The organism is Bradyrhizobium sp. Rc2d, from assembly GCF_900099855.1.
Taxonomy (GTDB): domain Bacteria; phylum Pseudomonadota; class Alphaproteobacteria; order Rhizobiales; family Xanthobacteraceae; genus Bradyrhizobium.
This window is the reverse complement of the sequence record NZ_FNCU01000001.1, coordinates 82,822-108,654: the sequence shown is the minus strand read 5'-3', so window position 1 is coordinate 108,654 and position 25,833 is coordinate 82,822. Positions and strand designations below refer to the sequence as shown.

General features: G+C 59.6%; 15 protein-coding genes. 4 read left to right on the top strand and 11 right to left on the bottom strand.

The annotated features are described in order from the left end of the window. The first annotated feature begins 4 nt into the window (after positions 1-4). From BLV07_RS00475 to BLV07_RS00455, 4 genes are all read left to right on the top strand, one after another. Entirely contained in the window at positions 5-2,572 is a 2,568-nt protein-coding gene (locus BLV07_RS00475; protein WP_091878305.1) for an Ig-like domain-containing protein, read from the top strand. 290 nt (positions 2,573-2,862) lie between these two features. Then, the gene (locus BLV07_RS00470; protein WP_244550923.1) at positions 2,863-4,242 is read left to right on the top strand and encodes a right-handed parallel beta-helix repeat-containing protein; all 1,380 of its coding nucleotides are present in this window, start codon (positions 2,863-2,865) and stop codon (positions 4,240-4,242) included. An 889-nt stretch (positions 4,243-5,131) separates the two neighbouring features. Further along, complete coding sequence (locus BLV07_RS00460; protein ID WP_244550922.1) at positions 5,132-7,066, top strand: type I secretion system permease/ATPase; 1,935 nt, start codon at positions 5,132-5,134, stop codon at positions 7,064-7,066. After that, positions 7,063-8,376: an HlyD family type I secretion periplasmic adaptor subunit gene (locus BLV07_RS00455; protein WP_091878301.1), complete on the top strand. Its 1,314-nt coding sequence runs from the start codon at positions 7,063-7,065 to the stop codon at positions 8,374-8,376. The genes BLV07_RS00460 and BLV07_RS00455 overlap by 4 nt, the downstream gene beginning before the upstream one ends. Positions 8,377-8,476: 100 nt before the next feature. On the opposite strand, the gene BLV07_RS00450 is transcribed toward BLV07_RS00455, so the two are convergent. The 11 genes from BLV07_RS00450 to BLV07_RS00400 all read right to left on the bottom strand — a co-directional run bounded on the left by BLV07_RS00450 (position 8,477) and on the right by BLV07_RS00400 (position 25,758). Beyond that, positions 8,477-8,710 (bottom strand): hypothetical protein, encoded by a 234-nt coding sequence (locus tag BLV07_RS00450; protein WP_128939367.1) that lies wholly within the window; start codon positions 8,708-8,710, stop codon positions 8,477-8,479. Positions 8,711-8,911: 201 nt separating this feature from the next. Further along, on the bottom strand, positions 8,912-9,382 hold the full coding sequence (locus tag BLV07_RS00445; protein WP_091878298.1) for a hypothetical protein: 471 nt from the start codon (positions 9,380-9,382) through the stop codon (positions 8,912-8,914). Continuing rightward, entirely contained in the window at positions 9,360-10,214 is an 855-nt protein-coding gene (locus BLV07_RS00440) for a hypothetical protein (RefSeq protein ID WP_091878296.1), read from the bottom strand. The genes BLV07_RS00445 and BLV07_RS00440 overlap by 23 nt, the downstream gene beginning before the upstream one ends. Before the next feature lie 37 nt (positions 10,215-10,251). Further along, positions 10,252-11,169: a hypothetical protein gene (locus BLV07_RS00435; RefSeq protein WP_091878294.1), complete on the bottom strand. Its 918-nt coding sequence runs from the start codon at positions 11,167-11,169 to the stop codon at positions 10,252-10,254. Between the two features lie 33 nt (positions 11,170-11,202). Beyond that, on the bottom strand, positions 11,203-12,306 hold the full coding sequence (locus BLV07_RS00430) for a Gfo/Idh/MocA family protein (RefSeq protein ID WP_091878292.1): 1,104 nt from the start codon (positions 12,304-12,306) through the stop codon (positions 11,203-11,205). A gap of 28 nt (positions 12,307-12,334) precedes the next feature. Continuing rightward, the gene (locus BLV07_RS00425; RefSeq protein ID WP_091878289.1) at positions 12,335-12,817 is read right to left on the bottom strand and encodes a glycosyltransferase; all 483 of its coding nucleotides are present in this window, start codon (positions 12,815-12,817) and stop codon (positions 12,335-12,337) included. Next, the gene (locus BLV07_RS00420; RefSeq protein ID WP_091878287.1) at positions 12,814-13,215 is read right to left on the bottom strand and encodes a glycosyltransferase family protein; all 402 of its coding nucleotides are present in this window, start codon (positions 13,213-13,215) and stop codon (positions 12,814-12,816) included. The genes BLV07_RS00425 and BLV07_RS00420 overlap by 4 nt, the downstream gene beginning before the upstream one ends. Positions 13,216-13,751: 536 nt before the next feature. Next, positions 13,752-19,445 carry a LamG-like jellyroll fold domain-containing protein gene (locus BLV07_RS00415; RefSeq protein ID WP_091878285.1) on the bottom strand — a complete coding sequence of 1,898 codons (5,694 nt, stop codon included), beginning with the start codon at positions 19,443-19,445 and terminating at the stop codon, positions 13,752-13,754. 202 nt (positions 19,446-19,647) lie between these two features. Continuing rightward, the gene (locus tag BLV07_RS00410) at positions 19,648-21,666 is read right to left on the bottom strand and encodes a preprotein translocase subunit SecA (RefSeq protein ID WP_091878283.1); all 2,019 of its coding nucleotides are present in this window, start codon (positions 21,664-21,666) and stop codon (positions 19,648-19,650) included. Positions 21,667-21,677: 11 nt separating this feature from the next. Next, the gene (locus tag BLV07_RS00405; protein ID WP_176945271.1) at positions 21,678-23,831 is read right to left on the bottom strand and encodes a PqqD family peptide modification chaperone; all 2,154 of its coding nucleotides are present in this window, start codon (positions 23,829-23,831) and stop codon (positions 21,678-21,680) included. Between the two features lie 10 nt (positions 23,832-23,841). Further along, entirely contained in the window at positions 23,842-25,758 is a 1,917-nt protein-coding gene (locus tag BLV07_RS00400) for an efflux RND transporter periplasmic adaptor subunit (RefSeq protein ID WP_091878279.1), read from the bottom strand. Between the last annotated feature and the right edge of the window lie 75 nt (positions 25,759-25,833).

Below are 25,833 nucleotides of genomic sequence, written 5' to 3'. Positions count from 1 at the left end.
TCACATGACTGGCACCATTGATCCTGCCTTGTTCGGCATGCCGAACGCGAGCAACACGGGCGTTCCTGCTGGCACGACTCTCACTGCCTACACAGGGCCGATGACGATCACCACGCCGGGGACGGTGATTGACGGCGTGATCATCGACGGCACGCTGACCATCGCGGCGGAAAACGTGACGATCAAGAACAGCGTTATTCAGAATTACGGATTCTGGGGGATCGACGCTTCGGCCGCGGCAGCGATCGGAAACGTGACCGTGCAGAACTGTACCTTAACGGCTAGCTCGAGCTACGATACGGACTCTGCCATTGTGGGATCAGGCACGTTCATCGGCAACAACATCAGCAACGGCGAAAATGGCTTTCGCCTGCTGGATGGCGCGAGCGTGGTGAAGGGCAACTACATTCACGACCTGAACGACAACTTTGGCGATCCGCACTATGACGGCATCGCCCTCCAAGGCGGACAGAACAACGTTCTGGTCGAGCACAACACTGTCATCGGCCGGGATACGTCCGATATCTTCATCAAGAACGACTTCGGCCCGATCAGCAACGTCACAGTGACGGACAACCTCCTGCTCGGAGATCCGAAGTATGGTGTTCCGGCCAGCGATGTCTATGTGTATGGGCCCGACACCACAAACGTTACCGTCTCGAATAACTATATGCAAAAGCCCTACTGGGACTACGTTGCAGTCTCCAACGCCAATCCAACTATCTCAGGCAACGTCGAATGGGACAACAGCACAGATCCGACGCCATACCCTAGCTCGGTACCGACCACGCCTTCCACTCCGACCGCCACCGCGCCTTCCGCTCCGAAGATCGCCTCGTTCTCGACCGACAGCGGTGCCGCGGGGGACGGAATTACCAACGACAGCACGCTTGAGCTCAAGGGCTCTGCTGCAGCCGGCAGCACAGTTAAGATCTACGACGGCTCAACCCAGATCGGCTCGACGACTGCGACTTCGACCGGCAGCTGGGACTACATCACCAAGGTTCTGACCGACGCAAAGCACACCCTGACGGCGACCGCGACCAATTCGTCGGGCCAGACCAGCGCGGCGTCGGCTGCGGTGGCTGTCACCGTCGACACCAAGGCACCAGCTGCACCGACGATCGCGAGCGACACCGTCAACTCTGCCAATCAGGTGGTGGTGACGGGGACTGCCGAAGCCAACAGCGCGATCAAGGTGTATGATGGAACGACGCAGGTCGGGACGGCGACAACCAACTCGAGCGGCGCGTGGAGCGTCACGACGTCTGCGTTGTCGGCCGGTTCACATGCGCTGACGGCGAAGGCCACTGACGTTGCGGGCAACGTCAGTGCTGCGTCGACGGTCGTGGATCCGGTCATTGGTTCTGGATCGTCGGGCTCCACCGGTTCGGGTACCTCGGGTACGGGCACCTCCGGCTCGGGCACGTCGGGCACGGGCACCACAGCGCCGGCCGCGCCGAAAATCGCCTCTTTCTCGACAGACAGCGGTGTTGCCGGTGATCACATCACCAACGACAAGACGCTTACCCTGACGGGGACTGCGGCTGCCAACAGCACGATCAAAGTGTTTGACGGCACCACCCAGCTCGGCACCGCTACAGCGGACGCCAATGGAGCCTGGCACTACACGACTGTCGCGTTGCCCGATGGCAAGCATAGTCTCACTGCGACGGACACGGTCTCTGGCGTCACCAGCAAGGCATCAACTGCGCTGGATGTCACGGTGGATGCCACTGCCCCCGATGCTCCGGTTCTGCTCAGCGATGCGACCAGTCATCATCGTGCGACAGTGACCGGAACGGCCGAGGCGGGCAGCACCGTCAAGGTCTATGAGGGGACGACCCTGCTTGGCACAGGGGAGACAGGCGCCGATGGGCACTTCAGCGTGACGACCTCTGGCCTCAAAACCGGGTCGCACACGTTCATCGCCTCGGCCACCGATGCTGCCGGCAACACCAGCGCCTTGTCGCAGCCGATCGATCCGCCAATTGGCTCGCACGGCGGCAACGGCACCTCGACGGTGGAAGTCACCAACGTGCGCCCGCACTGGGATCACACCGCGACGATCAAGGGCACTGCCGATCCCAACAGCCAGATCAAGCTGTTTGACGGCACGACCTCGGTTGGTTCGGTCACGGCGGGCGACAACGGCAAGTGGAGCTTCCACACCTCCGATCTGTCGGGCAAGACCCACGCCTTTAACGCGGAGCAGGTCGACGCGACCGGCCACGTGGTCGGGACCAGCTCGGGCGAGGCGATCATCGGCACGGGCCGCAGCAATACGCTGACCGGCACCACGGGCAATGACATCATGGTCGGCAAAAGGGGGGCGGATACCTTCGAGTTTGCGTCGAACTTCGGCCACGACGTCATCAAGGACTTCGCTGCCCGCGGACCTGCCCACGACACGATCGAGTTCAGCAAGGGCGTGTTCGATAGTTTTGCGAGCGTTCTCTCCCACGCGGCCCAGTCAGGCCACGACGTCGTCATCGCGACGGGGAGCGACACGCTCACGCTAAAGAACACGCAGCTCGACAAGCTGAACAGCCATGACTTCCATTTCGCGTAGCGAAGGGCTTGATCACATGGGGTAGCAACTCAGATCTGCCTTGGGATCGTCTCACCAAGATCTCGTTCAGGCGGAGCCCTATGAGTGATTTTTGCAGGCGGGGGGTAATCCCCCCGCCTGCAAACCGTCATCGAACTTATTCTTTTCGTTTGACGGAATTCTGGGACATCACACGCCAGCGGGTGGAGCTGGCTTTACTGTTGTTGCGAGTCTCGCGGCTGCGGAGATGTCCGACGAAGCCAAACATTGGCTCAAGAGTACCGCTGTACAATTAGTAATGGAGCAATCACATGACTGGCACCATTGATCCTGCCCTGTTCGGCATGCCGAACGCGAGCAACACGGGCGTTCCTGCTGGCACGACTCTCACTGCCTACACAGGGCCGATGACGATCACCACACCGGGGACGGTGATTGACGGCATGATCATCGACGGGACGCTGACCGTCGCGGCGGAAAACGTGACGATCAAGAACTGCGTTATTCAGAACTATGGATTCTGGGGGGTCGACGCTTCGGCCGCGGTGGCGATCGGAAACGTAACCGTGCAGAACTGTACCTTAACGGCTAGCTCCAGCTACGATACGGATTCTGCCATTGTGGGATCAGGCACGTTCATCGGCAATAACATCAGCAACAGCGAAAATGGCTTTCGCCTACTGGATGGCGCGAGCGTGGTGAAGGGCAATTACATTCACGACCTGAACGACAATTTTGGCGATCCGCACTATGACGGCATCGCCCTCCAAGGCGGACAGAACAACGTTCAGGTCGAGCGCAACACTGTCATCGGCCGAGATACGTCCGATATCTTCATCAAGAACGACTTCGGCCCGATCAGCAACGTCACAGTGACGGACAACCTCCTGCTCGGAGACCCGAAGTATGGTGTTCCGGCCAGCGATGTCTATGTGTACGGGCCCGACACCACAAACGTTACCGTCTCGAATAACTATATGCAAAAGCCCTACTGGGACTACGTTGCAGTCTCCAACGCCAACCCGACTATCTCAGGCAACGTCGAATGGGACAACAGCACAGATCCGACGCCATACCCTAGCTCGGTACCGACCACGCCTTCCACTCCGACGGCCACTTCGTCGTCCCTTTCCACACCGACGACTGCGGCGTCCTCGACCGACAGCGGGGCGGCAGGCGATAACACTACCAGCTACAGCGTGACGGCGGATACTGCTGGTTCCCACACTCCGTATCGGCCGAGCGATCTGACGACGTTCAATCCCGCAGCGGTGTCCGGATTGGCGGGGACCGATGGTCGTTCGATCTTCCAAATCTCCGACCTGTGGTCTCATGCCTCTGCAACGCAGCAGGTTGACACGACTGGTCATGTCGAGACGATCCTCGGCATGAGCCGCAGCTTCATGCTAACCGGCACGACTGACCACGACGTCACGGTAGGCAATGGAGGCGCGGATACCTTCGCGTTTACCGCCAACTTCGGCCGGGGCATCCTCAATGACTTCGTCGCCGGTGCGCCGGCTCAAAACACGCTCCAGTTCAGCAACAGCGCGTTCGACAATTTTGCGAGCGTTCTGTCCCGTGCGGCGCTGTCAGGCCATGACTTAGGCATTGCGACGGGGAACGACACGCCTGCGCTACACGACACGAAGCTCGATATGCTGAAGAACCTCGATTTCCGTTTCGCATAGCGAGGAGGTAACGGCGGGAAGTAGCAACCAATCTGCGGTGCAGATCATGGAAGGCGGGGGATGGTCCCCCGCCTTCTTTTTATTCTGGCTGCCTCTATTGATCTGCGCGTGAGCGGCTTCGCGGCGTTCGCGGGATGCAGCGCCCGGACAGGATTGATACGCGCAACTTTAGCCGGTGACGTTTCGCGCGATGGCCATTCTCGGACCGGTCGCAACAAGCAACCGAGCGCCTCGTGTCGCTACGCTTTCTTCGCTCAGATCCGACTGTCTTGCTCGGCTCCCATCGCATTAAGAAAGACCTCGAGCACGTGGAAATAAATGGAATTAAATATGGTGTGAGAGTCAGTCTCGTACTCAGATGGGCTCGCCGGGCGTTTTAAGCAAGCGATTTCTGTGGGCTGAGGCCGTGCCGCAATAGAAGCGTATTGAGTCTCGCTGTCTGGCATGACATCAGAGAAATTCGCGACGGTTTTTAATGGAGGAGAATCGCGCGATTATTTCAGTACCGTGAGTTGACGCGCTGGTTAAAAAAACCTCAGCCCGGCCCCCATCTGGTCCCAAAAAAGCCCATGGCGACCGGCACGTGAGGCCAAGCTGATTAACCATGAGGTGGTGGATACAGATCGCCACGACATCGCGCTCTGCGAACGACTGTGTAGTGGAGTACGCGTCGAAAAGGCTGGGAGAGCAGATTAAATGGCGGGATGGCCATTATGTCACGCTGGTACCGGCAGGCGACACGCTCAAGTTGGCCAGGCTTGGTGCGCAAAATCGATCTGACTTCTACTTCGCGTAACAGTAGCTCGACGACAGGGAAATCAAACTCAGGACTGCCTTGGTGATCTTCTTGGGGATCGTCACATAAGGCACGTTTTCAAGGGCGGGAGTCATGACAAACTTCGAACGGTGGGGGGTGATCCCCCTGCCAGCAGGACGTTACCGGATCCAACTTTCGCAGTTGGCGAGACTTGGGGCCGTCGCACGCCAGTGGGCGGAAGATGCCGAACTGCGGACGCAGGGGCCGATCATCTGGGCAAAGCACCTCGTCGAAGTCTTGCGTCGACGACTGTTCTCCGGTCTTCCGCGGCCGGCTAGCGACTATGATGAGCCGCAGTCGGAGCTGTCGGCTTTCTTGCGGTCCTGCCGCCGGATATTCTGGGCTCTCGCGGCCTTCAGCGGGATGAGCAATCTCCTCATGCTCACCGGCTCGTTTTTCATGCTGCAGGTCTACGATCGGGTGCTGCCCGGGCGCAGCATACCGACGCTGATCGCCTTGATGGTTCTGGCCACGGTGCTTTATCTGTTTCAGAGCGGACTCGACCTCGTCAGGAGCAGGATCAGTGCCCGGGTCGGCCGGTATTTCGATGAAAGGCTCGGCGTTCGCATATTCGATGCGCTTGTTCGCCTGCCTTTGAAGACCAGAGCCGATGGCGACGGCTTGCAGCCGGTGCGGGACCTTGATCAGGTCCGCAGCTTCCTGTCGAGCGGAGGGCCGACGGCGCTGTTCGATCTGCCCTGGATGCCGATCTATCTCGGCGTCTGCTTCCTCTTCCACTTCTGGATTGGCGTCACTGCGCTAGCCGGCGCGCTGGTGCTGGTCGGGATTACGATGCTCACGGAAACACGCACGCGAGGCCCGGCAAAGGCGACCTCGCGCCTCGCCGTTTCGCGAACCGCACTGGCGCTCGAGGGGCGGCGAAACGCCGAAGTTCTGCAGGCCATGGGCATGCGGCAACAGGCGGCTTTGCGTTGGCAGGATGTGAACGCGAAGTATCTCGCGGCCCATGAGCGGGCCAGCGATGTCGCGAACGGACTCGGTGGTGCGTCCAAGCTTTTTCGAGCGATCCTGCAATCGCTGGTCCTTGCCGTTGGCGCAGTCCTCGTCATCAACCAGGAATCGACGGCCGGCATCATCATTGCCGGATCAATCCTCACCGCGCGGGCACTGGCGCCCGTCGAAATGGCCATTGCGAACTGGAAAGGATTCGTCGCCGCGCGGCAATCGGGGCAACGGCTCGATCATCTGCTGAAGCTTCTGCCTCACGAGGAGGAGCGGCTGGCATTGCCTCCCCCTGCTGAGACTCTCACCGTCGAGCATCTCTATATCGGCGCGCCAAACTCGGAGAGGCCCACCATCAGCGAAGTGTCGTTCCAACTGCGGAGCGGACAGGCCGTTGGAATCATTGGACCGAGCGGATCCGGCAAATCAACGCTGGCACGTGCACTGGTGGGGGTATGGCCGAGCATGCGGGGCAGGATCCGGCTCGACAACGCCGCGCTCGATCACTGGTCTTCGGACGCCCTGGGCAAGCACATCGGCTATCTGCCCCAGGATGTCGAATTGTTCGACGGCAGCATCGCAATGAACATCGCACGGTTCGACCCGCAGGCAACCGCCGCCGCTGTTCTGGAAGCCTCGCATGCCGCGGGCGCGCACGATCTCATCCTTTCGCTTCCGGACGGCTACAGCACAAAAATCGGCGAAGGGGGACTGGCGTTGTCCGCCGGGCAGCGGCAGCGGATCGGTCTCGCACGTGCCTTCTACGGCAAACCCTTCCTGGTCGTTCTCGATGAGCCGTCTTCCAATCTCGATGCGGAGGGTGAGGAGGCCTTGACCGAGGCGATCCTGAACGTGCGCCGCCGGGGAGGGATTGTCGCCGTTGTCGCGCATCGCCCGAAGGCGCTGGAAGGTGTGGACCATGTCTTGTGCCTCGGGGAAGGCAGGGTTCAGTCCTTCGGCAAGAGAGAGGAGGTTCTCAGGAAAGTGTTGCGAAATCCGGTACCGCTCAAGGTCGTCGCGGAAGCTCAAGGAGGAGGTCGATGAGCGGTCAGGTAGCGCCGGCACTGCAATCCATCCAGCGTTACATGATCGTCGGAATGATCATGTTCGCGCTGGTGACCTTTGGGGTCGGCGGCTGGGCGACAACGACCCAATTGTCGGGCGCGGTGATCGCCCAAGGCGTTGTCGTAGTGGATTCGAGCGTGAAGAAGGTCCAGCACGCCACTGGCGGGATCGTGGGAGAGTTGCGCGTGCGGGAGGGCGACCGGGTCAATGCAGGCGACGTCTTGATCCGTCTCGACGAGACTCAGACGCTCGCAAATGCGACGATTGTCACCAACAGCATCGATGAGCTGCTCGCGCGGCAGGCTCGTCTCGAGGCCGAGCGCGATGGCGCAGAGGAGCTCAAGTTTCCCAAGGTGCTGCTCGACCGTGCCAAGGAGAACAACTCCGAGGCGAGCCGGGCAGTTACCGCGGAGCGGAAGCTGCTTGAGCTGCGTCGCCAGGCGAGGAGCGGCCAAAAGGCACAGCTGCAGGAGAAAAGCGCGCAGCTGGAAAACGAGATCAAGGGCTATACGGGGCAGACCGAGGCCAAGCAGAAGGAGGTCGATTTTATTCGCCAGGAGCTGGAAGGCGTGCGCAGCCTTTGGCAAAAAAATCTGGTGCCGATCACGCGGCTCAATTCCCTTGAGCGCGACGCTGCCCGCCTCGAAGGCGAGCGCAGTCAGTTGGCTGGCATGATCGCTCAGTCGAAGGGCAAGATCTCCGAAATCGGACTCCAGATCATTCAGATCGACCAGGACCTGCGGACGGAGGTCGGCAAGGACCTGATCGAAACGCGCTCGAAACTCTCCGAACTGGGCGAGCGCAAGACTGCGGCGGTGGATCAATTGAATCGGGTCGATATCAGGGCACCGCAATCCGGCCGCGTCCACGAGCTCAGCGTCCACACGGTTGGGGGGGTAATCTCTCCCGGCGAGCAAATCATGCTGATCGTGCCTGACGCGGATTCGCTTGCAATCGAGGTCAAGATCGCACCGCGCGATATCGATCAGGTCTATGTGGGGCAGACCGCGACGATGCGCTTCGCGGCGTTCAACCAGAAGACCACGCCCGAAATCGATGGGGAGGTCAGCATGGTCTCGGCAGACATTACGCAGGATCAGCGTGCCGGCACGAGTTACTACACGGGGCGCGTCCTGCTGAAGCCCGAAGAGATGGCGAAACTCGGATCGGCCAAGCTGCTGCCCGGCATGCCAGTGGAGGTCTTCATCAAGACGGCCGGTCGGACCGCGCTGTCCTACTTGCTCAAGCCGCTGCACGATCAGGCGGAGCGTGCATTCAAGGAGCGCTGATCAGTCCCCCCTCGTGGATGAGGTGTGGGCGGCCTCCGCCCAGACCATGGGCCACCAGCTGGACTATTCGCGGCGGCCGCTGTGCGGATCAGGCGGTCGCCTAGTCCGGTTTGCGCCGACGGCGCTTCACCATCCAATACGCGCCATAGGCAACCGCGGCGAACGATAGCCCTGCGCCTGCAAGAGGTCCAGGTGCGCCCTGGGCTGTTCCCTGGCCGACATACGTGTAGCTTTGATCAGGAGGAAAGAACAGCGTGGCCGTGAAATAGACGCCGGCCGGCACCGCTGCGGCCATTGCAAGGAAAATAGCGAGGGCCCATGCAGGAATTGTCATTTTCTTGTCCTCTCGAATGTGCCGCGATTGGCTAGATTAACAAACAATGTTTTATTAATCTAATAAAAAGATAACTATGATTTAATATCATGTCAATTCAATCTTAAGTCGAACTCAGGCTGGCGACAAAATGACGCCGGTCAAGAAGAACCGATGCCTCGCTGCGACCGCCGAGAGTTTCCGAGAACAGGTCGTGCCGGGTCAGGTGAGGTGAAGTTCGATCCATGGGAGCCGTTCTGCATTGCAAGATATGCTCTCCGCCACGTCGATGACGGGAGTGATCTGATTAATCAATCCAAGCTCGCGAAGGAATCTGGACCACAGATAATGCAGCACCGTCAAGGCGATCGGTTGCCGGCTGTACACTTTAGCGCGAAATACGACGAACGAGCGATCCATGCCTGTCGCAAGATGTCGAACGAGGTTTCGGTTCGATCCGTCGGGAGTGAGCTTTGCGACCTGCAATTGGCATGACGCTCTGGTGGCTCTAATGATTGGCGCGTCCGTTGCTATCTCGTCGGTCACCACGACGTTGAAGTGATTCCGTTCGAGAAATCTGACCAGATCCTCTTTTAAATAGTTTGGATTCTCGAATGGTACCGCAATCTTCCATCCAATGGCCAGGAAAAGCGCGGCCGCGATGCACCATCTAAATGCGCTGGGAGAGCTCACGCCTCACCCCCAGCATGCAGAAGCCGACCATGAGGCTCAGAATGATTGTGTTCGCGGCCGCGTCACCCCAGGGACTATGGAACATGGCATAATGCCATTGGCTCAATCCCATAAAGCTTATACGGGTAACATTCACCGCTACGACGGAGAAGCAGGCCATTAGAGACCAGTATAGATCGTAAACAGATTTCTTGTGGCTGACCAGCTGGCTCAGGGTAACCCAGCACAGAAATGCGAGTGAGACGTTTGCGAGCGAAGAACACGCCGGCAGAATGACCAGAACGCCGGAGCCATCGGCAAATTCGACAATGTCTCCGGTCCGGCGCGTGCGCAGCAGCCAACCAACGAGCGATGCGTCGATCCGCAATATTGCCTCGGCAAAAAATTGAAAGAGCAGCCGGCTCCAAAGCATGGGCACGGTAGTAGCCAGCAATATAACGGCGCCGCGCCGCAACGATGACACTTCGGCCGTGCTGATGATGTAGAGGCTGAGCGCAGTTACTGCCAGCCAGCTAAGGGGACCGATTGGAAGAAGGGCGAGCAGCACAAAGGCAGCCCCCAGGACGAGTTCTGAAGAACGGATTCCAATACCTTTATCCTGAAGTACGAGAGAGATGCCGGCAGCACACGATGCCCAGACGATTACACTGATCTCGAAAGTGCCGAGAAGCGCATCCATCCATCCAAGCCGGTGGATCGATTGAATGAGACGGGATGCGAGGCCACTCGCACAACCGAGAGCGAACAGGCCCGCAAAGAATTCACCGCGCGTTAGCTCCTTCGCCAATCGCGCTACGGAACCACCGACGGTCGGTTCATCCAAAGCGGTCACAGGAATCCCGTTAGGTAGGCGCTATCGTGATGGCAGCCTACGCTATTTGGTCTGCTTCATAGAAGGATGTAACTGGTGTAGCAGCATTCTGCGCGTGGCGATCGAAAGCATCAATGTGCTGCTTTATTTCTTTGATGTGCTGTTTGCTCGAAGCACCGAAAACAATGGATTGGATGTTTTTCTGTCGACAAACATACTCGATTGCCTCGCGCGGCGTAATCGCACCGGAAGCCAAAACAGACATTGCTACGGGCCTGAACTTACGTGACGCAATTTGCTGTTCGTAAAGCTTGATGCCTCCGCACATTCGAAAACCGATCTTATTTATGTTGGCGCAGACGATCGGATTCGGTAATCCGATCTCCTCGAGTACATCAAGGAGATGCGGCAAATTCATCGTTATGAAGCCTGGCTCCGCGTTGTAGCGCTGGCGCACGTGGTCGGCAAAGATGCGAAACGCGTCCTTGATCCCCATCCCAAGTAGCAGGTCGGTGACCACGTTCTGGAGGAAGATAACGGGTGTTCTCAACCCGCTGAACATTTTCATTTCAGCGTCTATCAGGAGCCGCGCTATGCCTTCCACGTCTCGCGTCGCCACCGATACACCTCCCCTTAAGAGCGCAGCAAGGGCACCCTCGGCCGGCAAAAAGCGCTTTAATGCCTCGATCGTTCCGTACTCGGTCACGGCATTGGCGTACTTGTGGGCGTACGGCATGCAGGGATAAAATTCGAGTTGCGGATATCGCTCCGGATGCAAACGGACGTGCGCGCAGATCTCACCAATTCGATCATGCGTCGTGCACATGAAGACGCGGATTCCACTATCATAGGCGGTGTCCAGCAAATCAATAACTTCCCGGATATCGCCAAAGCGCATGGCCTGCGCCCGCGCTTTTTCTTCGGACATGTGATTGATGCCGAAGAACTGATTGTCGCCAAATAATATTCGATCCATCGGGGCCTCCGCCCTTTGCTGAGAGCGCAATTTCTACCTCAGTGCGCTCTTGACCGAGGACAAGAAGCCTCCGGACCGGCGATGCGGCGCGATCGTGATCCCGGAATCCACTGGCCGTTTCGCGTCTCCGGCATTTTGCAACATCGCGGACACCACTCGATCCGTCTGCGCGGCAGATGCAAAGGACGAGATGTTCTCCCGGCGACCGTCCACGATGGACCGGATGAAGTAGTCGAGCTGCGCTGAATATTCCTCGCCCCGGAGGTAGTACCAAACATCATTATGAAAATCGGTTGTGTAACGAACGTCCCAACCTTCTTTTGGCGGAACAGTGCTCCCCGCCTTGGGGCGAATGAACGTCTTCACTTCCTGGCGATCGACGATCATACGGCCATTGGTGCCCCAGACCGTAACCTGCGTCGACATTCTGCGAAGGCTGTCGTCGCTCCAATTGGCGGCAATCATACCGGTCATTCCATCGGAAAAATGCATTGTCGCGTAGACTTCGTCGTCCACGTCCCGGGAAAAGACCCTGTTCAGCACCGTTCCGCTCACGGCATCGGGCATGCCAACGAGATAATTCACGATATCGATTGCATGGCATGCGTAGTCATAGAGGCAACCCCCGCCCTCGCTACCCTTTGCCCGCCACGTCGCACCTTTGGGCCGCAAGACTACCGGGCCGTAGGCTTCAACCCTGACGTGATGAAGTCGCCCAAGTGCCTGCGTATCGAGTAAACGCTTGGCCTCGTTAAACGAGCCGACGAATCGGTAATGATATCCGACTTGATTGACAACGCCTTTCAAGTCGGCGAGCTCGGCCAGCTCGAGTCCCTCGGCCGCATCGAGGCAAAAGGGCTTTTCGCAGAACACGTGCAGATTTCTGAGGAGGGCCTCACGGACTATTTCGCCGTGAAATCGTGATGGCGTCGCAATGATAACAGCATCGAGTGACTTCTGGTCAAGCAATTCCCGATAGTTGGAAAAGACCTTGATGCCTGTATATTTGTGCAGGATGCTGCATAGGTAGCCGGCAGTATCGCAAACTCCGGTAAGCTTAGCCGTGGGATGCGTGTTGATAATAGCAAGATGGGATAGCCCCATTTTGCCTAGCCCTATCAGCCCAACATTGACCATAGAGGTCTCCTCACTAAGAGAACGGCTTTCAATTGACCAAGAATTGTCGCACCCGCATCAGAAAAGGCTCCGGTGCGAAATTGGCGAAGTCGGCGTCGGCGACATGGCCGCCTGCCATGGCTTTCTCGATTGCAGAATCGAGTTCGTCGTCCGACATGGCAGCATAAACGCCCGGCTTGTCGCGAAGCCACTTGATGGTGTGGAGCTGATGGTCAGTGGTGTGCTCCCGATTCATTGCGAGCCGCGGCAGCATCACGATAGGCTTGCGCATCTTGGCGGCGACGAAGTAGCTACCCATTCCTGCATGGGCGACCAGAACTGCCGCATTGCTGACTGCCTCCTGAAATTTGCTTGGCGAAAGCATCCGTGTCCAGCGCATGTGGCTCGGCCGATAAGCGCCGCCACCAATTTGAGCCAGGACCTCACCATCAGCGTGGGCCAACGCCCATTTGTCCATGGAAAGTATCAGGCGATCGAACGCCATCATTGAGCCAACAGTCACAAAAATCATAAGACTGCTCCCCAAAAATCGGGACCGCCTGTCCGCTGTAGGTGTGCCCACTGGGTGAGCCACACGTCGCAAAAACGTTTCGCCCGCGTTCCTGATAGGGACATCTGTTCGCAATTGGCGATGCTATCGATCCACATCGTTTTGGATCGCAACAGGCATTTTGCAAGCGCCAGGGCGATCATACCGGGGGCCGATCCCGTCGTGACGACCACATGTGGACGCTCGCGCAGCAGAATAGACGTCAGTTGAACGACCAGTATCGCCAAGCCAATGCGGTCCCAGCGCGTCACGTCACGGATGGTATAGAAGCGGCAGCCTGCGACCTCGTCGGCATACGCTGAATGAACACTTGCAAACACAAGCTCCAATCCATCGAATGCCGGTTGGAGGCGACGCATTTGGATCCAGTGCCCACCTCCGGACGCCACAACGAGCACTCTGTTTGACACAATGGCACTCCACGCTGACTCGTCGAACCATTTCGAGGAAATGTTTAAATGAGGTTTGTATTTAAATCAAGTATTTAATATCATAAAAATCACTAAATGTCGGATACTTATTTAATTTGGTTTTCTATCGACGCTTAAAGTCGCAATTGTAGGCGTCGGCCCTTATGGCTTGGCCGTCGCGGCCCATCTGCCTGCAGCAGGGTTGATCATCTGATATTTGGGCGCCCTATGGAGATGCGGCAGCGCCACATAGCCGAGGGGATGCTGTGAAGTCAGATGGCTTTGCTCCGGATCGGTCGAGTACATGTAAGAGCCCTTCGCAAGCCATCGTGCTGCTCTCCGGCACCTCGGTGCGTCAGGTTTGACCAACCAGCCGCAAACGACTGGGGTATGACGTGCGCGCCTTGGTTATTCCAGCGCATTGCTACAGACGAGGTGGCGGGTGACGGCGTTGCCACATACGCCTCGAGACCGTGGCATCCAGACTAACCCACGGCCTTGAAGGTCGCGACCTGCATCACCCATGCCGCAGAGCCCTGGAGAGATGCGGTCGCACTGTAGCTACCCGTCGCGGTTACGAACCGGTCCTCGGCAATATCAAGGTCGGGCGTGGTAATGACACGCGTGGTAAAGCCGCTGCCTGCCGCAGTAAACCCACCCGTCGTCGTTCCGGCACCAATAATGAGCTCATGGGCGGTGGAGGTCGTAACGGCCCCGGTGCTGGCTGTACTGCTGGTGCCGGCCGCCGAGGCCCCGATATCGAACGGATTGATGAGAGAGAGACCGCTGTACTCCAGAGCGCGAATGTCCACGTACTGAGTCGCAGTGTTGAAGGTCACTGTCACGGTGTTCGCGCCGGCAGCGGCTTGCTTGATGTTCGGGGCGTAGTAGATGGCCTGGCTGATGCCGCTGCCTCGCGCTGTCGGAACGGCGAGCTGATAGACATTGCCGGCCGAGTCCGTGACGGACGTGATGTTCGATGTCGTGTTATTCCATCCGATCACGAGAATGTTCGTATTCCCTGTCGTCTGCGCGTTCGTGTAGGAGACCGATACCTGGGTCTGGTTGGTTTGCGGGGTGGCGGAATTCGCCTGGACGAATGCCAATGGTGCCGGCGCCGTGACTGTATTGTACGTGGCAGTGTAGGTGGCACCGCCAACGGGAACGACGATAATGTGGTCCTGAGTGCCGCCATCCGACCACGATGCGAAGTTGTAGGTGGTCGTTCCGACCGTCGTGTTGCGGGCTTCGATTTCGTGATTGAAGCCGATGAGCGTATCGTAAGTGAAAGGTGTCGCGTGCGCGATGCCGTCCAGATACAACGTGAGTCCGCTCGGCGCCGTGGCGAAGTTTAGATTGACCTTGTCGGGGAAGATGGTGACCGATTGGCTCGATTGCAGCCCGCTGGAATCGGTTACGGTTAGCGTTATTCGATACCGCGTGAATCCGCTGAAGTCGTGACCGCTGGTCGGAATCGTGAACGTGCCGCTCGTCACGCCGGTGATGGGAGTCCCGGGATGAACATGGCCTTCGTGGAGGAAGTCGATATTCCAGGTGTAAGCACTTGCGGGGAGTGTACCATCTTCGGCATCGGTCGCGGTGCCGCTGAACGTGATCACGTCGCCCGCCCTGAAGATCGCGCCATCGGTTGGCGCAAGGAGGCTGACAACGGGACTGTTGCCGACGCTGATTGCGATTGGGGTCGATAGCGTGGAATTGACTCCGTCGGAGACCGTCAGTCGGGCCTGATACGGGCCGGCGACCGTATATGTGTGCGACGGGTTGGCCGCGGTGGAAGTCGCTCCGTCACCGAAGTTCCACGAATAGGTGAGAGGCTTTCCTTCCGGATCAGATGAACCGCTGCTGGAGAAGTTGACGGTGAGCGGGCTGGGTCCGTTCGTTGGTGATGCCGAAGCCGTCGCTACCGGGGGCAGATCCGATTGAATGAACTCGATGCGGCGGATTTTGCTTACGCCGAATGTAGCACTGATATCGGAATAGCCGAGGTCGACATAGTAAAGCGCGCCATCGGGGCCTTCGGTCAAATAGACAATGTCGCCGTAGGGGCCATCTACCGAGCCGTCGGGTGGCTCGAAGTTGAAGACGCCGGTGACGTTTCCGTTGGCGTCAAACGTCATGCGCTTGATCCAGTTCTGAGTGTAATCCGCGAAAAAGAAGCTGCCCTGATAGCTGCTTGGGAATTGCGTGCCGTGATAGACAAACCCGGCGACGACTGCCGCGTCGCGGCCATTATGCGGATAATAGTAAGCCGGTGCCGTGTAGGCGGGGTTGCCGTCAGGCGCTTCCACGTTTGGCCAGCCGTAATTGGCACCCTTCGCTCCGATGTCGATTTCTTCGATTGCCGTTGAGTAAACGTTCCCGCCGACATCGCCGATGATCAGCCGCCCGGTGGGGGCGTCGTAGTAGGCGCGGAAGGGATTGCGCAGACCAAGCGCCCATACCGCATCGTAGTTCGGTCCGTTGCCGTCATAGAACGGATTGTCCGTAGGAACGGTGCCGTCCATATTGTATCGCAGGATCTTGCCGCGCGACTTCGTGAGATCCTGCGCTTCGCCGGCCTGGAAATGCTCCCCGGTGGTGAGCAGGATCTTGCCGTCGTTGCTGAAGTTGATTGCTCCGCCGTGGTGCTCGGCATTGGCAATCTCCGAATCCTGATAGATGACGAACTCGCTGCCAGGGACGGTACCCGTCAGCGTTGCGTTCGCCGTGAAGCGCGAGCAGCGATCCACGTTTGGCGTGCCCAGCGTATAGAAGATGTAATAGTAATGATTGGTGCTGAAGTTGGGGTCGAGTGCAATGTCATAAATGCCTTGCTGTACGCCCGCCGAGCCGATGTTGGTGAGTTGCAGGAAAGGCGTTGGATCGGGCGTGGTATAGGGCGGCGGCAATATCTTGATTGTGCCTGCAAGTTCCACCACCAGCATGCGGCCGTCGGGCAGGAATTTGATCGCGGTCGGCAGATTGAATCCCGTGGCTAGGACGTCGTTCTGGAAGAAGCTGCTGTTCGCCACGTTGACGGTTATCGGTGCTGACAACGTCGCATGGCCGTCTATGTCGGTCGCCATCGCCGTGATAGTGTGCGCGCCATTGCTTGCCGTGCGCGTATCCCATGCAAGAGCGTAAGGATTGGTCGTATCGGGGGAGCCGGTTGCCACATTGTCGATATAGAACTGCACATTGGCGATGCCGGTATCGTCCGTTGCATCTGCAGTCACGTTGACGATGCCGCTAACTTGCGCTCCATTGATTGGGGAATTTATCAAGACCTGCGGTGATCCAGCGGTCGGGGTGCCGACAGGCGTCGTCATGTCCGATTGCACTTGCGCCAAAGTCAGCACACGGTTGTAGATGCGCAGATCGTCGAGCGCTCCCTTGTAGAATTGGGCGGTCGACGCATCCGCTCCGATGCGCATGGGATTGCCGCGCGCCGTGATAGTTGCTGACAGCGCCTGCGTGTTGACGAGGGTTCCGTTGACATAGGTCTTGACTTGCGCACCATCGAAGGTGATGGCGAGGTGAGACCACTGGTTGAATGGCAAAGTGGTTCCTGAGGCGGCGACGCGCGCGCCGCTGGATGTCCCAATATAGAAATTGGTCTGATTGCCGCCATGCAGTTCGAGCCCGTACTGGTAGTAGGGCGATGACATAGTTGTATTCCAGAACTTGCCGATAACGACGGAATCGCCGCTCGCGAGCGGCTGGGGATTGATCCACATTGACAGTGTAAGGGCACTACCGGAGATGTTGGTCGAGGCAGAGTTTGGAATAGAGATGTAGTCATTCACTCCGTCAAAGCTCGCGGCCTGGCCATGCGTGCCGGCCACCCAGGCAACGCCGTTGTTGAGTGTCGCTAGGTTTGACTGTCCTGAGGAATCGCCCGCAGTCGTTCCGGATCCTTCATCGAACGAATAGGAAGCAACCAGACCCGGTGTTTGAGTGTTTGACACCGTGATGCTGACTGGCAGCGAATCGCCGGTGTTTCCGGAGGTATCCCGTGCGCGCGCCGTGATCGTGTGCACGCCATTCGCGACTGTCGTCGTGTCCCAGCTGACGCTGTAGGGTGATGTCAGGTCTTCGCCCCCGTCGACCGCGATATTGTCCACCAGGAAGGTCACGCCCGCCACCCCGGCATTGTCGGACGCATTGGCACTGATCGTGATCGTACCTGAAACGGTCGTTGATCCCGTCGGCGCTGTGATCGTGGCCGTGGGTAGTGTCGTGTCGGGCGTCAGCGTCGTGGCACTGGCCGGCGCGGATTGTCCGGAGAGGTTCGCCGCCGCGTCCCTCGCCCGCACGGTATAAGTGTAGGATGTGCCCGGCGACAGGCCGGTATCGCTGAACGTGGTCGTCGTCGGGGTGCCTACTTGCGCACCATTGCGGAAGACCTGATAGCCGGTGACCGCAACGTTGTCGGTCGAGGCATTCCACGAAAGATTGATCTGCGTTGTCGAAGCCGCGGTTGCCACCAGGCCCGTAGGAGTCGATGGCGGCGTGATGTCCTGGGTGGCAGTCGTCGTGAAGGTGGCGTTTGAGCCGATCCTTTCGTTCCCGGCGGCGTCGATCGAACGGACGCGGTAATTGTAAGTAGTGTTGGGAGCAAGACCGGCTAGCGCAACGCTGTGTGCCGTCACCAGGGTCGCATCCAGTGTCGTCGACGATCCGTAGCTGGTCGTCAGTCCATACTCGACCCGCGAAGTCGCGGCTTCATTGGTCGTCCATGTGACTCGTGCGCTGCTGCTGGTAATGTTCGTTGCTGTCTGCCCGGAGACCGTTGGTGCCGTCGTGTCAAGCACGATGGTGTCGGTCGCCACCGCCGACCAGTTGCCCGCGGCGTCCATGAACTGGACATAGACCGTTTTGGTGCCCGTTGCGTTCGACAGTGTCCAAGCCTTGGTCGGGGCAAAAGCTTCCGCCGTCGAATACGAATTCCCGTTGTTGGAGAAGCGCATTTGCTTGACGGAGGTCACGGCATCGGTCGCGGTGAGCGTCAGTGTGACCGAAGTGCTATTGGTCGCTGCGGCACCGCCGTTGATCGTCACCGTGCCCGTCGGCGCTTGATTGTCGACCGTAACGTTGACCGCCGTCGAGGTGGTTACGTTGTTGGCGGCATCGCGTGCCTGCGCGGTCAGCGCATGAGAGCCGTTCGATGCCGTGGTCGTGGTCCACGCGACACCGTACGGCGAGGTGGTATCTTCCGTACCGATCAGGGTGTTGCCGTCCAGCAGGAACTTGACGCCGATAACGCCAACATTGTCCGACGCGCTCGCTGCAAGACTCACCGTTCCGGATACGATCGAGGCCGGAGGCGTAAGGGACACGGTCGGAGGCGTCGTGTCCGCTGTTCCGGCGAGAGGCGTTGCCATGTCGGTCTGGATCTGCGCCTGAGTGAGCGCGTGGTCGGCGATGCGCACGTCATCGATACGACCGGGGAATTCGTATCCGGCGCTGCCGGCCCGGCGGCCGACGTTCACATTGGCTGTCGAATTCTGCTGGGAATTCGTGACGGTGCCGACCAACTGACCGTTGTCGAGCGTGCCATTGAGGTACACGTCCATGGTCTGGTTCGCAGCGTCGTAGACGCCGGCGATGTGGTACCACGTGTTGAGTTGCAGCGGCGTCGCGCCATAGCGGAACATCGGCTGGCCGGCACTGTTGGTGAGCTTGAATCCGATGGTGCGGGGACCAGTATCGGCGGTGATATCGAGCTGATATCCGGACTCGCTCGAGCTGCGCTTGGACACGACCGCGGCATCATCGGAGGGGAACGCACCGACGTAAACCCACGCACCGACTGTCATGCTGCCCGTGAATTGTAGCGCAGTCGGATTGCCGAGATTGACGAAATCATTGACGCCATCGAGTGCGACCGCATTGCCGTATCGTCCGGTTGTGAAGGTCGGACCGTTCGTGAGCGTGCCGACGATGCCGTGACCCGACGCATCTGCCGTCGTGGTGCCCGAGGCCTCGTTGAAGGCGTAGCCGGCAGTGATGCGGAGCGGGTCTGCGGCAAGCAGCAGGCGCGGTTCGAGCGTCTCGAAGATCAGCGGCGAATGGCTAGCATCGCGTTTGCCATCGACGATCGGCTTGCGATCGCTCCTCGCGCTGCTGTGAACGATCCGTCGTGCCAGATGGCTGAAAAGGCCCCGGGAACCCGACATCGTTGTCTCCGAATGCCAGAACCGAAATCGGCTCCTGGATAATGGAGCTGGATAATGGATAAATTAATTTGTCGATTAATAGCACAACGCGACGGCCTGGCTACGGATTTATTAATCAAAATATAATAATATATTTGTGTATGCGTCGGATGGGTGAAATTGCGGGAATTTCCTGGGGAAGTAGTTCGCATAAAGCGAACCATTATTCAGTCCCGGCGAAGCTGAGAATTCTGTTGACACGAAGATCTTCGGCGAGGGCGGTTCGTCTGGCTTGCCCATGAAGGCGCTCGGCCGCGTGTTGGCCATAGCTGCGTAATGCGTGTCCTAGTGCTCCTTGAATTGGCTGTGTCCGTTTCGATCGTTTGCCCAGCAACCGAAGAAGCTTCGGGTTCATAAAGCGTCTGAAAAGCTCATCATCGAGCGCGACGATCGTTTCGTAGCTACCGGGATCACCCTGGCGGCCGGCGCGCCCAAAGAGTTGGCGGTCGATGCGGCGGGATTCGTGATATTCGGTCAGGATGACATGCAAGCCGCCTCGGCTCCGGACCGCAGGATGAAGTTGTATGTCGGTGCCGCGGCCGGCCATGTTGGTAGCGACGGTAATGCGGCCCGGTTGACCGGCGCCCGCAATGATCTCGGCTTCTGCGTGGTCCTGTCGCGCGTTAAGAACCACGGCCTCGAGTCCCGATCTGCCAAGCAACTGCGAAATTTGTTCAGATGCTTCAACCGAGCGGGTCCCGACGAGCACGGCGCGACCTTTGCGAACGATGTCGTGAACTGAATCGACCACGGCGTCCCATTTGAGGTTGGCCGTCGGGAACAAGCGTGTGCCGGCATTCGTTCGTCGCAATGGCCGGTTTGTTGGGATGCGTACAACGCGGAGGCCATAGGTGCCGTACAGTTCCCCTGCCGGCTCGATCGCCGTCCCGGACATGCCACAAAGATGTATGTAGCGCCGAAAGAAGCGCTGATAGGTTATTTGCGCAAGGGTCGTGCGTCGCTCCGTGAAGGTGCAATGTTCCTTGGCTTCGATGAGCTGGTGAATGCCGCCTTCCCACGAGCGGTCCGGCATGATGCGTCCGGTATACTCGTCGACGATCTGTACCTTGTCATTAGCGACGATATACTGGACGTCGCGTCGGTAGAGATGAAGGGCGGCAAGCGCATGCTGCGCGAGTTCTTCGCGCGCGCGCCGGATTGCCCATAGCCCTGGTAGTCCTGCAGCCAGCTGAGCGATCCGGCTCTCGCCGCGGGTGGTCAGCCGCACCGACTTCTCGTTGGCGCGCACATGAAAGTCGTCGCCGGGCACCAGGCGTCGAGCGAGATCTAGTGCGGTCTGGTGCAGGCCCCCGGCATTCTCAGGTCCTTCTTGCGTTCCGGAGAGGATCAATGGCACACGGGCCTCATCGATCAGAACGCTGTCAGCCTCGTCTACGATCGCGAATTGCAGACCGCGCAAGAGCGGTGATTGATGGTGGCTAGCAAGTCTGCTGTTGAATATTGTGTCGAGGGAAAGCCGAGAACGGGCCCGGCGGGAGCCGAGCGCGAGCCGATCGCGGAGATAGTCGAACACAAGCTCCTTGTTGGTACAATAGGTGACGTCACTTGCGTAGGCTCTTTGCCGCTCTTGCCGCGACTGCCCGTGCGCGACGAGCCCGACCGTAAGATCGAGCGCATTGTAGATAGGTGCGAGCTGATCGGCGTCGCGGCGCGCGAGATAATCGTTGACCGTGATGATATGAACCGGACGTCCCATGAGTGCGGCGGTGATCGCCGGCAGCAGCGCCGTCAAAGTCTTGCCTTCACCGGTTTCCATTTCGGCGACCGCGCCTCCCATCATGGCGGCGCCGCCGAGCAATTGTACCGGAAAGAGACGCATCCCGACGTGACGACACGCCGCCTCGCGCACAAGCGCGAACGAACGCGCCATTTGATGCGAGTAGGGGGGAGTTGACAGCAATGATGCGCGCAGCTCCTCCGCGGTTTCGCGCAAACGTCGGTTCGTCAGGACAGCGAACTGCGGTTCCAGATCACCGACCAACCGGACAAAGCGGCCGAGGCGGTCGCGCGCGAGGGCCGGCTGCAGGAAGGGCAAGACCCGGCCCCAAGCGTCGAGCAGGGTAGCATCGAGTGCAATCTCTCGGCGAGCGGCTTGCTCCGCATAGGGTGCGTCCACCGCCACCGAGGTCAAACTGGCGAAGTTTCGTTTGCGCTTGAGCATACGGAGAGCCCTCAGACCTGCAGCTGAGACAGCAATAATTGTCGTAGACGGCGCCAGATCTGCCGGCCCGGCGGCTCCCAGTTGAAGTTGAAGCGGATGTAGGCGCGACCGCCGAACGCGGTGGCTGCCGGTGCATTTTCGGGCAGCACAAGATCAATTTGGAAGACGCGTTGCAGCGTCTTTACGCCTTCGGGATCGCCAGGATCGACGGAGAAAGCGCCGCCGCCGGCGCCCCCCAAAGCTCTGCTGGGGAGGACGTCACGGCCTGCCGGTATTTCGCGAATGGATTCAACGGGCAACGTCTCGTCAGGGCGCTCTGCGAGTTTAACTTCGGCGCTCTGCAGCCGATGGCGAACAAGGTCGATGTCGTCCTGACGGATTGTTGCGCGAACGATGCGTGAACCGGGAGTAAGTACGTAGCCGATCTGTTGCCCTTCGCGCAGGAAGCGTCCAGGCAGATCCTGTGGTTTCATAACGGCAAAGGTGCCATCGCTGCGGCTGTGCACGATGAGGCGCGCGGCGCGATCGGTCGCGGTCGCGAGCTCGGCGCGTGCCTGCCCCAATTCCATCGTGGTGATCTCCGCGCTCGCGCGGTCGGTAAAGCGCTCGGTGGCAAGCCTCGTCTCGAGTTCGGCGACGCGTGCGCGGAGAATTGAGAGTTCGGCCTGGAGTGTTGATTCCGCGCTTTCGACCAGCGCTTCTCCGGCTGTGACGTTCATGCCCGGTTGGACCAGAAGTGCGCGCGCGAAGCCGTCGGTTCTCGCGCGCACGATTGCATTCTCCGGCAACCAGACGACGCCTTCCGTCGTGGTGTAGGAAGGGACCGGAATTAGGAAAAGCATCAACCCGGTGGCCAGGATCGTGCCGAAGGTCGCCGTCACGACGCGGGCGCGATTGCGATGAAGGCTCGGGCTCGCGAGCACGAACCACAGTGCCTTGCCGATCGGAAGCGCAACACCTGTCAGCAGGCTCCAGACCGCGATCGAGACGCCGAGGGCGAGATACTGCGAGGCGACGAACACGGCGATCGCGAGCATCACGACCTGGCGGTAAAGGAAAGCAGCCGGTGCGTAAAGAACGAACCAGATTCGTTCGCCAGTCGTGGCTACGAAATCCTTCGATCCATCCGCGCGAAACGCGTAGCGATTGACAAGGTAGGTCCAGTACCGGGTAGCGCGCAGCGCCAGGTTCGGGATTTCCAGCAGATCCGCGAGAATGTAGTAGCCGTCATATCGCAGAAGTGGATTGCCGTTGTATACCAGGGTCGAGACTCCGGCCACGGCCAGTGCGTCGAATGCGAGCGCGCGGACAAGTCCAGCCTCCACGGTAAGCCATATGTAGAGCGCGAGCGCGGCGAAGAATACTTCGACAATCATTCCGGCCGCGCCGACAAGAGCGCGCCTCCACTTGCTGCGGAATGCCGATGCAACAGAAGCGTCGACATAGGGCAACGGGGCGAACACCAGGATCATGATTCCGAATTCGGGTACTGTTCCCCCGAACGCCGTGACCGCAAATCCGTGTCCAAATTCATGCAACGTCTTGAGCAGGAGATACACCAGCGCGAGCGACAGAAGGTTGTCGGTGGCTAGGATTCGGTCGGAGGCGTCGGCTGTTAGTTCCTGCCAGTGCTGTGCCGCGAGTAGAGGCGCCGGCAACACCACCAGTAGCCACAGCACGGCACCCGGCAAACCGAATAACCATTCTGCAAGCGGCCGCGTTCGCTCGAAAAACCTGATCGGATGCCAGAGCGGAATCCGCAGGGCCAGCGGGTAGAGCACGTTGCCGAGCCACCTGGATCGTTTGGCTTTCGCCGCACGTGCGACCAGCGCGCTTGCATCCGGAGTCACTTCGGTTTGTAATAGGTCGTAAGCGCTGAGTTCGGCCAACAATTGGATGGCGTCGCTTTGGCTCGGCGCCTCCTCTGCAAGAACGGATCCGACCTCTTGCCAGATCTGGTCAACCGTTCGCACGCCGTCCATCGCCGCCACGATCATGTAGCCGGCAGGCGACAAGCGGTGCATGCGGCCGGTCGCGTGATCCTGCACGACGTACCAAATGCAGCCCCGATACCGATGTCGGTAGACCGAGGTGTGGTCGCGAAGCTTCGGCCTGCGTTGCGCGACGCGATACCAGGAAGAGCTTAGAAACGGGGCTGCGGTCATATCGCCCCTCTCACGGCAGGTACTTCCACGCGGCGAGGCGCAGCCAATCGATGACAGGATGCATCCATATCCACGCAAGCGAGCGTCGTCCGGAATTGATCTTTGCAACGCCTTCCATCCCGGGACGCAATGCAAGGCCCGCTTCCGAGAGGCGGGCCTCGATCCGAAAAGCATTGCGTCCTTCCTCGGCGAGCGTAACCGGCGTGATCTTGCTCAGGGTCATCGGCACCGGTTCGCCGGGCCTGCCTGCGAGCGCGACGGTGCCGCTTTGCCCGACCGCCACGAAGCGAACGTCACGTTCGTCGACCTGAACGATCAAGCGATAGGAATTGAGTGGCGCCACCTCGAACAGCGTCTTTCCCTTCTCCACGGGGGAGCCGAGCATCTGGCTCAGGTCGCCGGAGACGACGACACCGTCGAATGGAGCGAGGATCCGGGTGCGCGCGAGCTTCTCTTCGGCGAGTGCCAACTGCGCCTCCGCCTGCCGGATCTGCGGTTCCAGCACCACGAGGCCGTTGCGATTGTGCTTGGCGAGCGCCTCGCGATCGCGCTGAAGCAGCTTGTCGAGTTCGGCTCGCCACTTCAACCGATCGAGAACGAAATCCCGGTCCTCAAGCTGGGCGAGAAGGTCGCCCTGCCGCACCGTGTCGCCAGCCCGTGCCGGGGCCGCTCGAACAAATCCGTCGAACGGAGCCACGGCTGCGCGCTGCACTTCGGCCTCAAGCACCGATTTCGCGGTGACGCGGTGCTCGCCTTTCGCAAAGACCAGGGTCAGCGCAAGCACCATGACACCGCCGACGCAGAGCTTGAGGGTCGGCCGCCGTGTGCCGAACAGTGCCGCGCATCCGTCACCGATACCGTCAACCACACGTCCGCCCAACAGCCGGTTCGCCCGCAGCTGCAATCCGATCTGAGGTCCCAGCAGCGCCGCGATCCCCTCCACCAACTTCAGCGCGTCGTCCGTAAAGGGCTCGGCACGGTGACGTTCGAAGGTGAGAGCGCCGGTCGGTTCTCCATGGGGGCCGACCAGTACAGCTGACATCGTCGACGAGCCGGACGCTTTTGCTTCCTCCGCCAGTGCCCGATGGGCGATGGTCACGACACGTCCGATCCTCGGCAATGGCGGATAAGCGACGCAGCCACGCTGCTCGATCGCCTCTTCCATTGCGCTCTCGATCGCATTGACGAGGCGGCTCTCGCGTTTGAAGCTGGCCGAGAACGAAACCGCGCGCAGGCGGATTGTGCCATTCCGACCGATAATGCCCAGCGATGCGCGCTCGCACCGCAGTCGGGTTGCCAGCTCATTGACCACCGCGATTGCCATACCGCTCAGCCGCGGCTGCGCGTTCACTGTGACGAGGAGGTCGAGGCACGATGCGGCTCGCGTTACATCAGACGAGAGATCCTTAGTGTGCCTGGCCCAGGGCAATGCCTCGAGCCAGCCCGCGCCCCAGCGCAATTGCTCAGCGACGACGGCCGGGGTGACCAGGGGCTTGGCGGCCGTCGTCGTCAATGCGATGGCCACAGCCGCAATCGGCTCGTTCGCAGTGCCCAGCGGCAGGGCGACTATCAGGGCCACAGGTTGCGCGGGCCTGGAATCAGGACCGACGCGACCGGGAGCAACGACCAATCGGCGCTCCGCGTAGGCGGTTTCGGCCAGGCGCTTGAGATCGCTGGTGTCCACATCCCGAGGCGGCCACGTTACCGATAATGACGGCGCAGTGGAATCAACCCGCCGCATGAGCAACAGGCCCGCTGACACGCCGGCAATACGGCTGCATTGCAGCGCCAACCAGGCCGAAACAAATGTCGCTTCGTTTCCCGCGTTCAGCAATCCTCGCCAGTGCGGCGACGTCGTGGCATCTGCGGGCACCCGCCGCAATTGTGGGGCGGGGCCCCCGCTTGCTGTCAAGTCGGGCTCAGACATGTGCCGTCCAAAAACAGCGTCGACCAATGACTTGCGGTGCTATCGGAGGGTGGCCGTCATGCAATCCATTGGCCA

What these genes read in the sequence shown, in the direction of transcription:
- BLV07_RS00425 (WP_091878289.1), bottom strand. Translation starts at nt 12,817, where the DNA reads ATGATTTTTGTGACTGTTGGCTCAATGATGGCGTTCGATCGCCTGATA.
- BLV07_RS00430 (WP_091878292.1), bottom strand. Translation starts at nt 12,306, where the DNA reads ATGGTCAATGTTGGGCTGATAGGGCTAGGCAAAATGGGGCTATCCCAT.
- BLV07_RS00470 (WP_244550923.1), top strand. Translation starts at nt 2,863, where the DNA reads ATGACTGGCACCATTGATCCTGCCCTGTTCGGCATGCCGAACGCGAGC.
- BLV07_RS00475 (WP_091878305.1), top strand. Translation starts at nt 5, where the DNA reads ATGACTGGCACCATTGATCCTGCCTTGTTCGGCATGCCGAACGCGAGC.
- BLV07_RS00460 (WP_244550922.1), top strand. Translation starts at nt 5,132, where the DNA reads ATGACAAACTTCGAACGGTGGGGGGTGATCCCCCTGCCAGCAGGACGT.
- BLV07_RS00410 (WP_091878283.1), bottom strand. Translation starts at nt 21,666, where the DNA reads ATGCTCAAGCGCAAACGAAACTTCGCCAGTTTGACCTCGGTGGCGGTG.
- BLV07_RS00415 (WP_091878285.1), bottom strand. Translation starts at nt 19,445, where the DNA reads ATGTCGGGTTCCCGGGGCCTTTTCAGCCATCTGGCACGACGGATCGTT.
- BLV07_RS00435 (WP_091878294.1), bottom strand. Translation starts at nt 11,169, where the DNA reads ATGGATCGAATATTATTTGGCGACAATCAGTTCTTCGGCATCAATCAC.
- BLV07_RS00455 (WP_091878301.1), top strand. Translation starts at nt 7,063, where the DNA reads ATGAGCGGTCAGGTAGCGCCGGCACTGCAATCCATCCAGCGTTACATG.
- BLV07_RS00400 (WP_091878279.1), bottom strand. Translation starts at nt 25,758, where the DNA reads ATGTCTGAGCCCGACTTGACAGCAAGCGGGGGCCCCGCCCCACAATTG.
- BLV07_RS00420 (WP_091878287.1), bottom strand. Translation starts at nt 13,215, where the DNA reads ATGCGTCGCCTCCAACCGGCATTCGATGGATTGGAGCTTGTGTTTGCA.
- BLV07_RS00450 (WP_128939367.1), bottom strand. Translation starts at nt 8,710, where the DNA reads ATGACAATTCCTGCATGGGCCCTCGCTATTTTCCTTGCAATGGCCGCA.
- BLV07_RS00405 (WP_176945271.1), bottom strand. Translation starts at nt 23,831, where the DNA reads ATGACCGCAGCCCCGTTTCTAAGCTCTTCCTGGTATCGCGTCGCGCAA.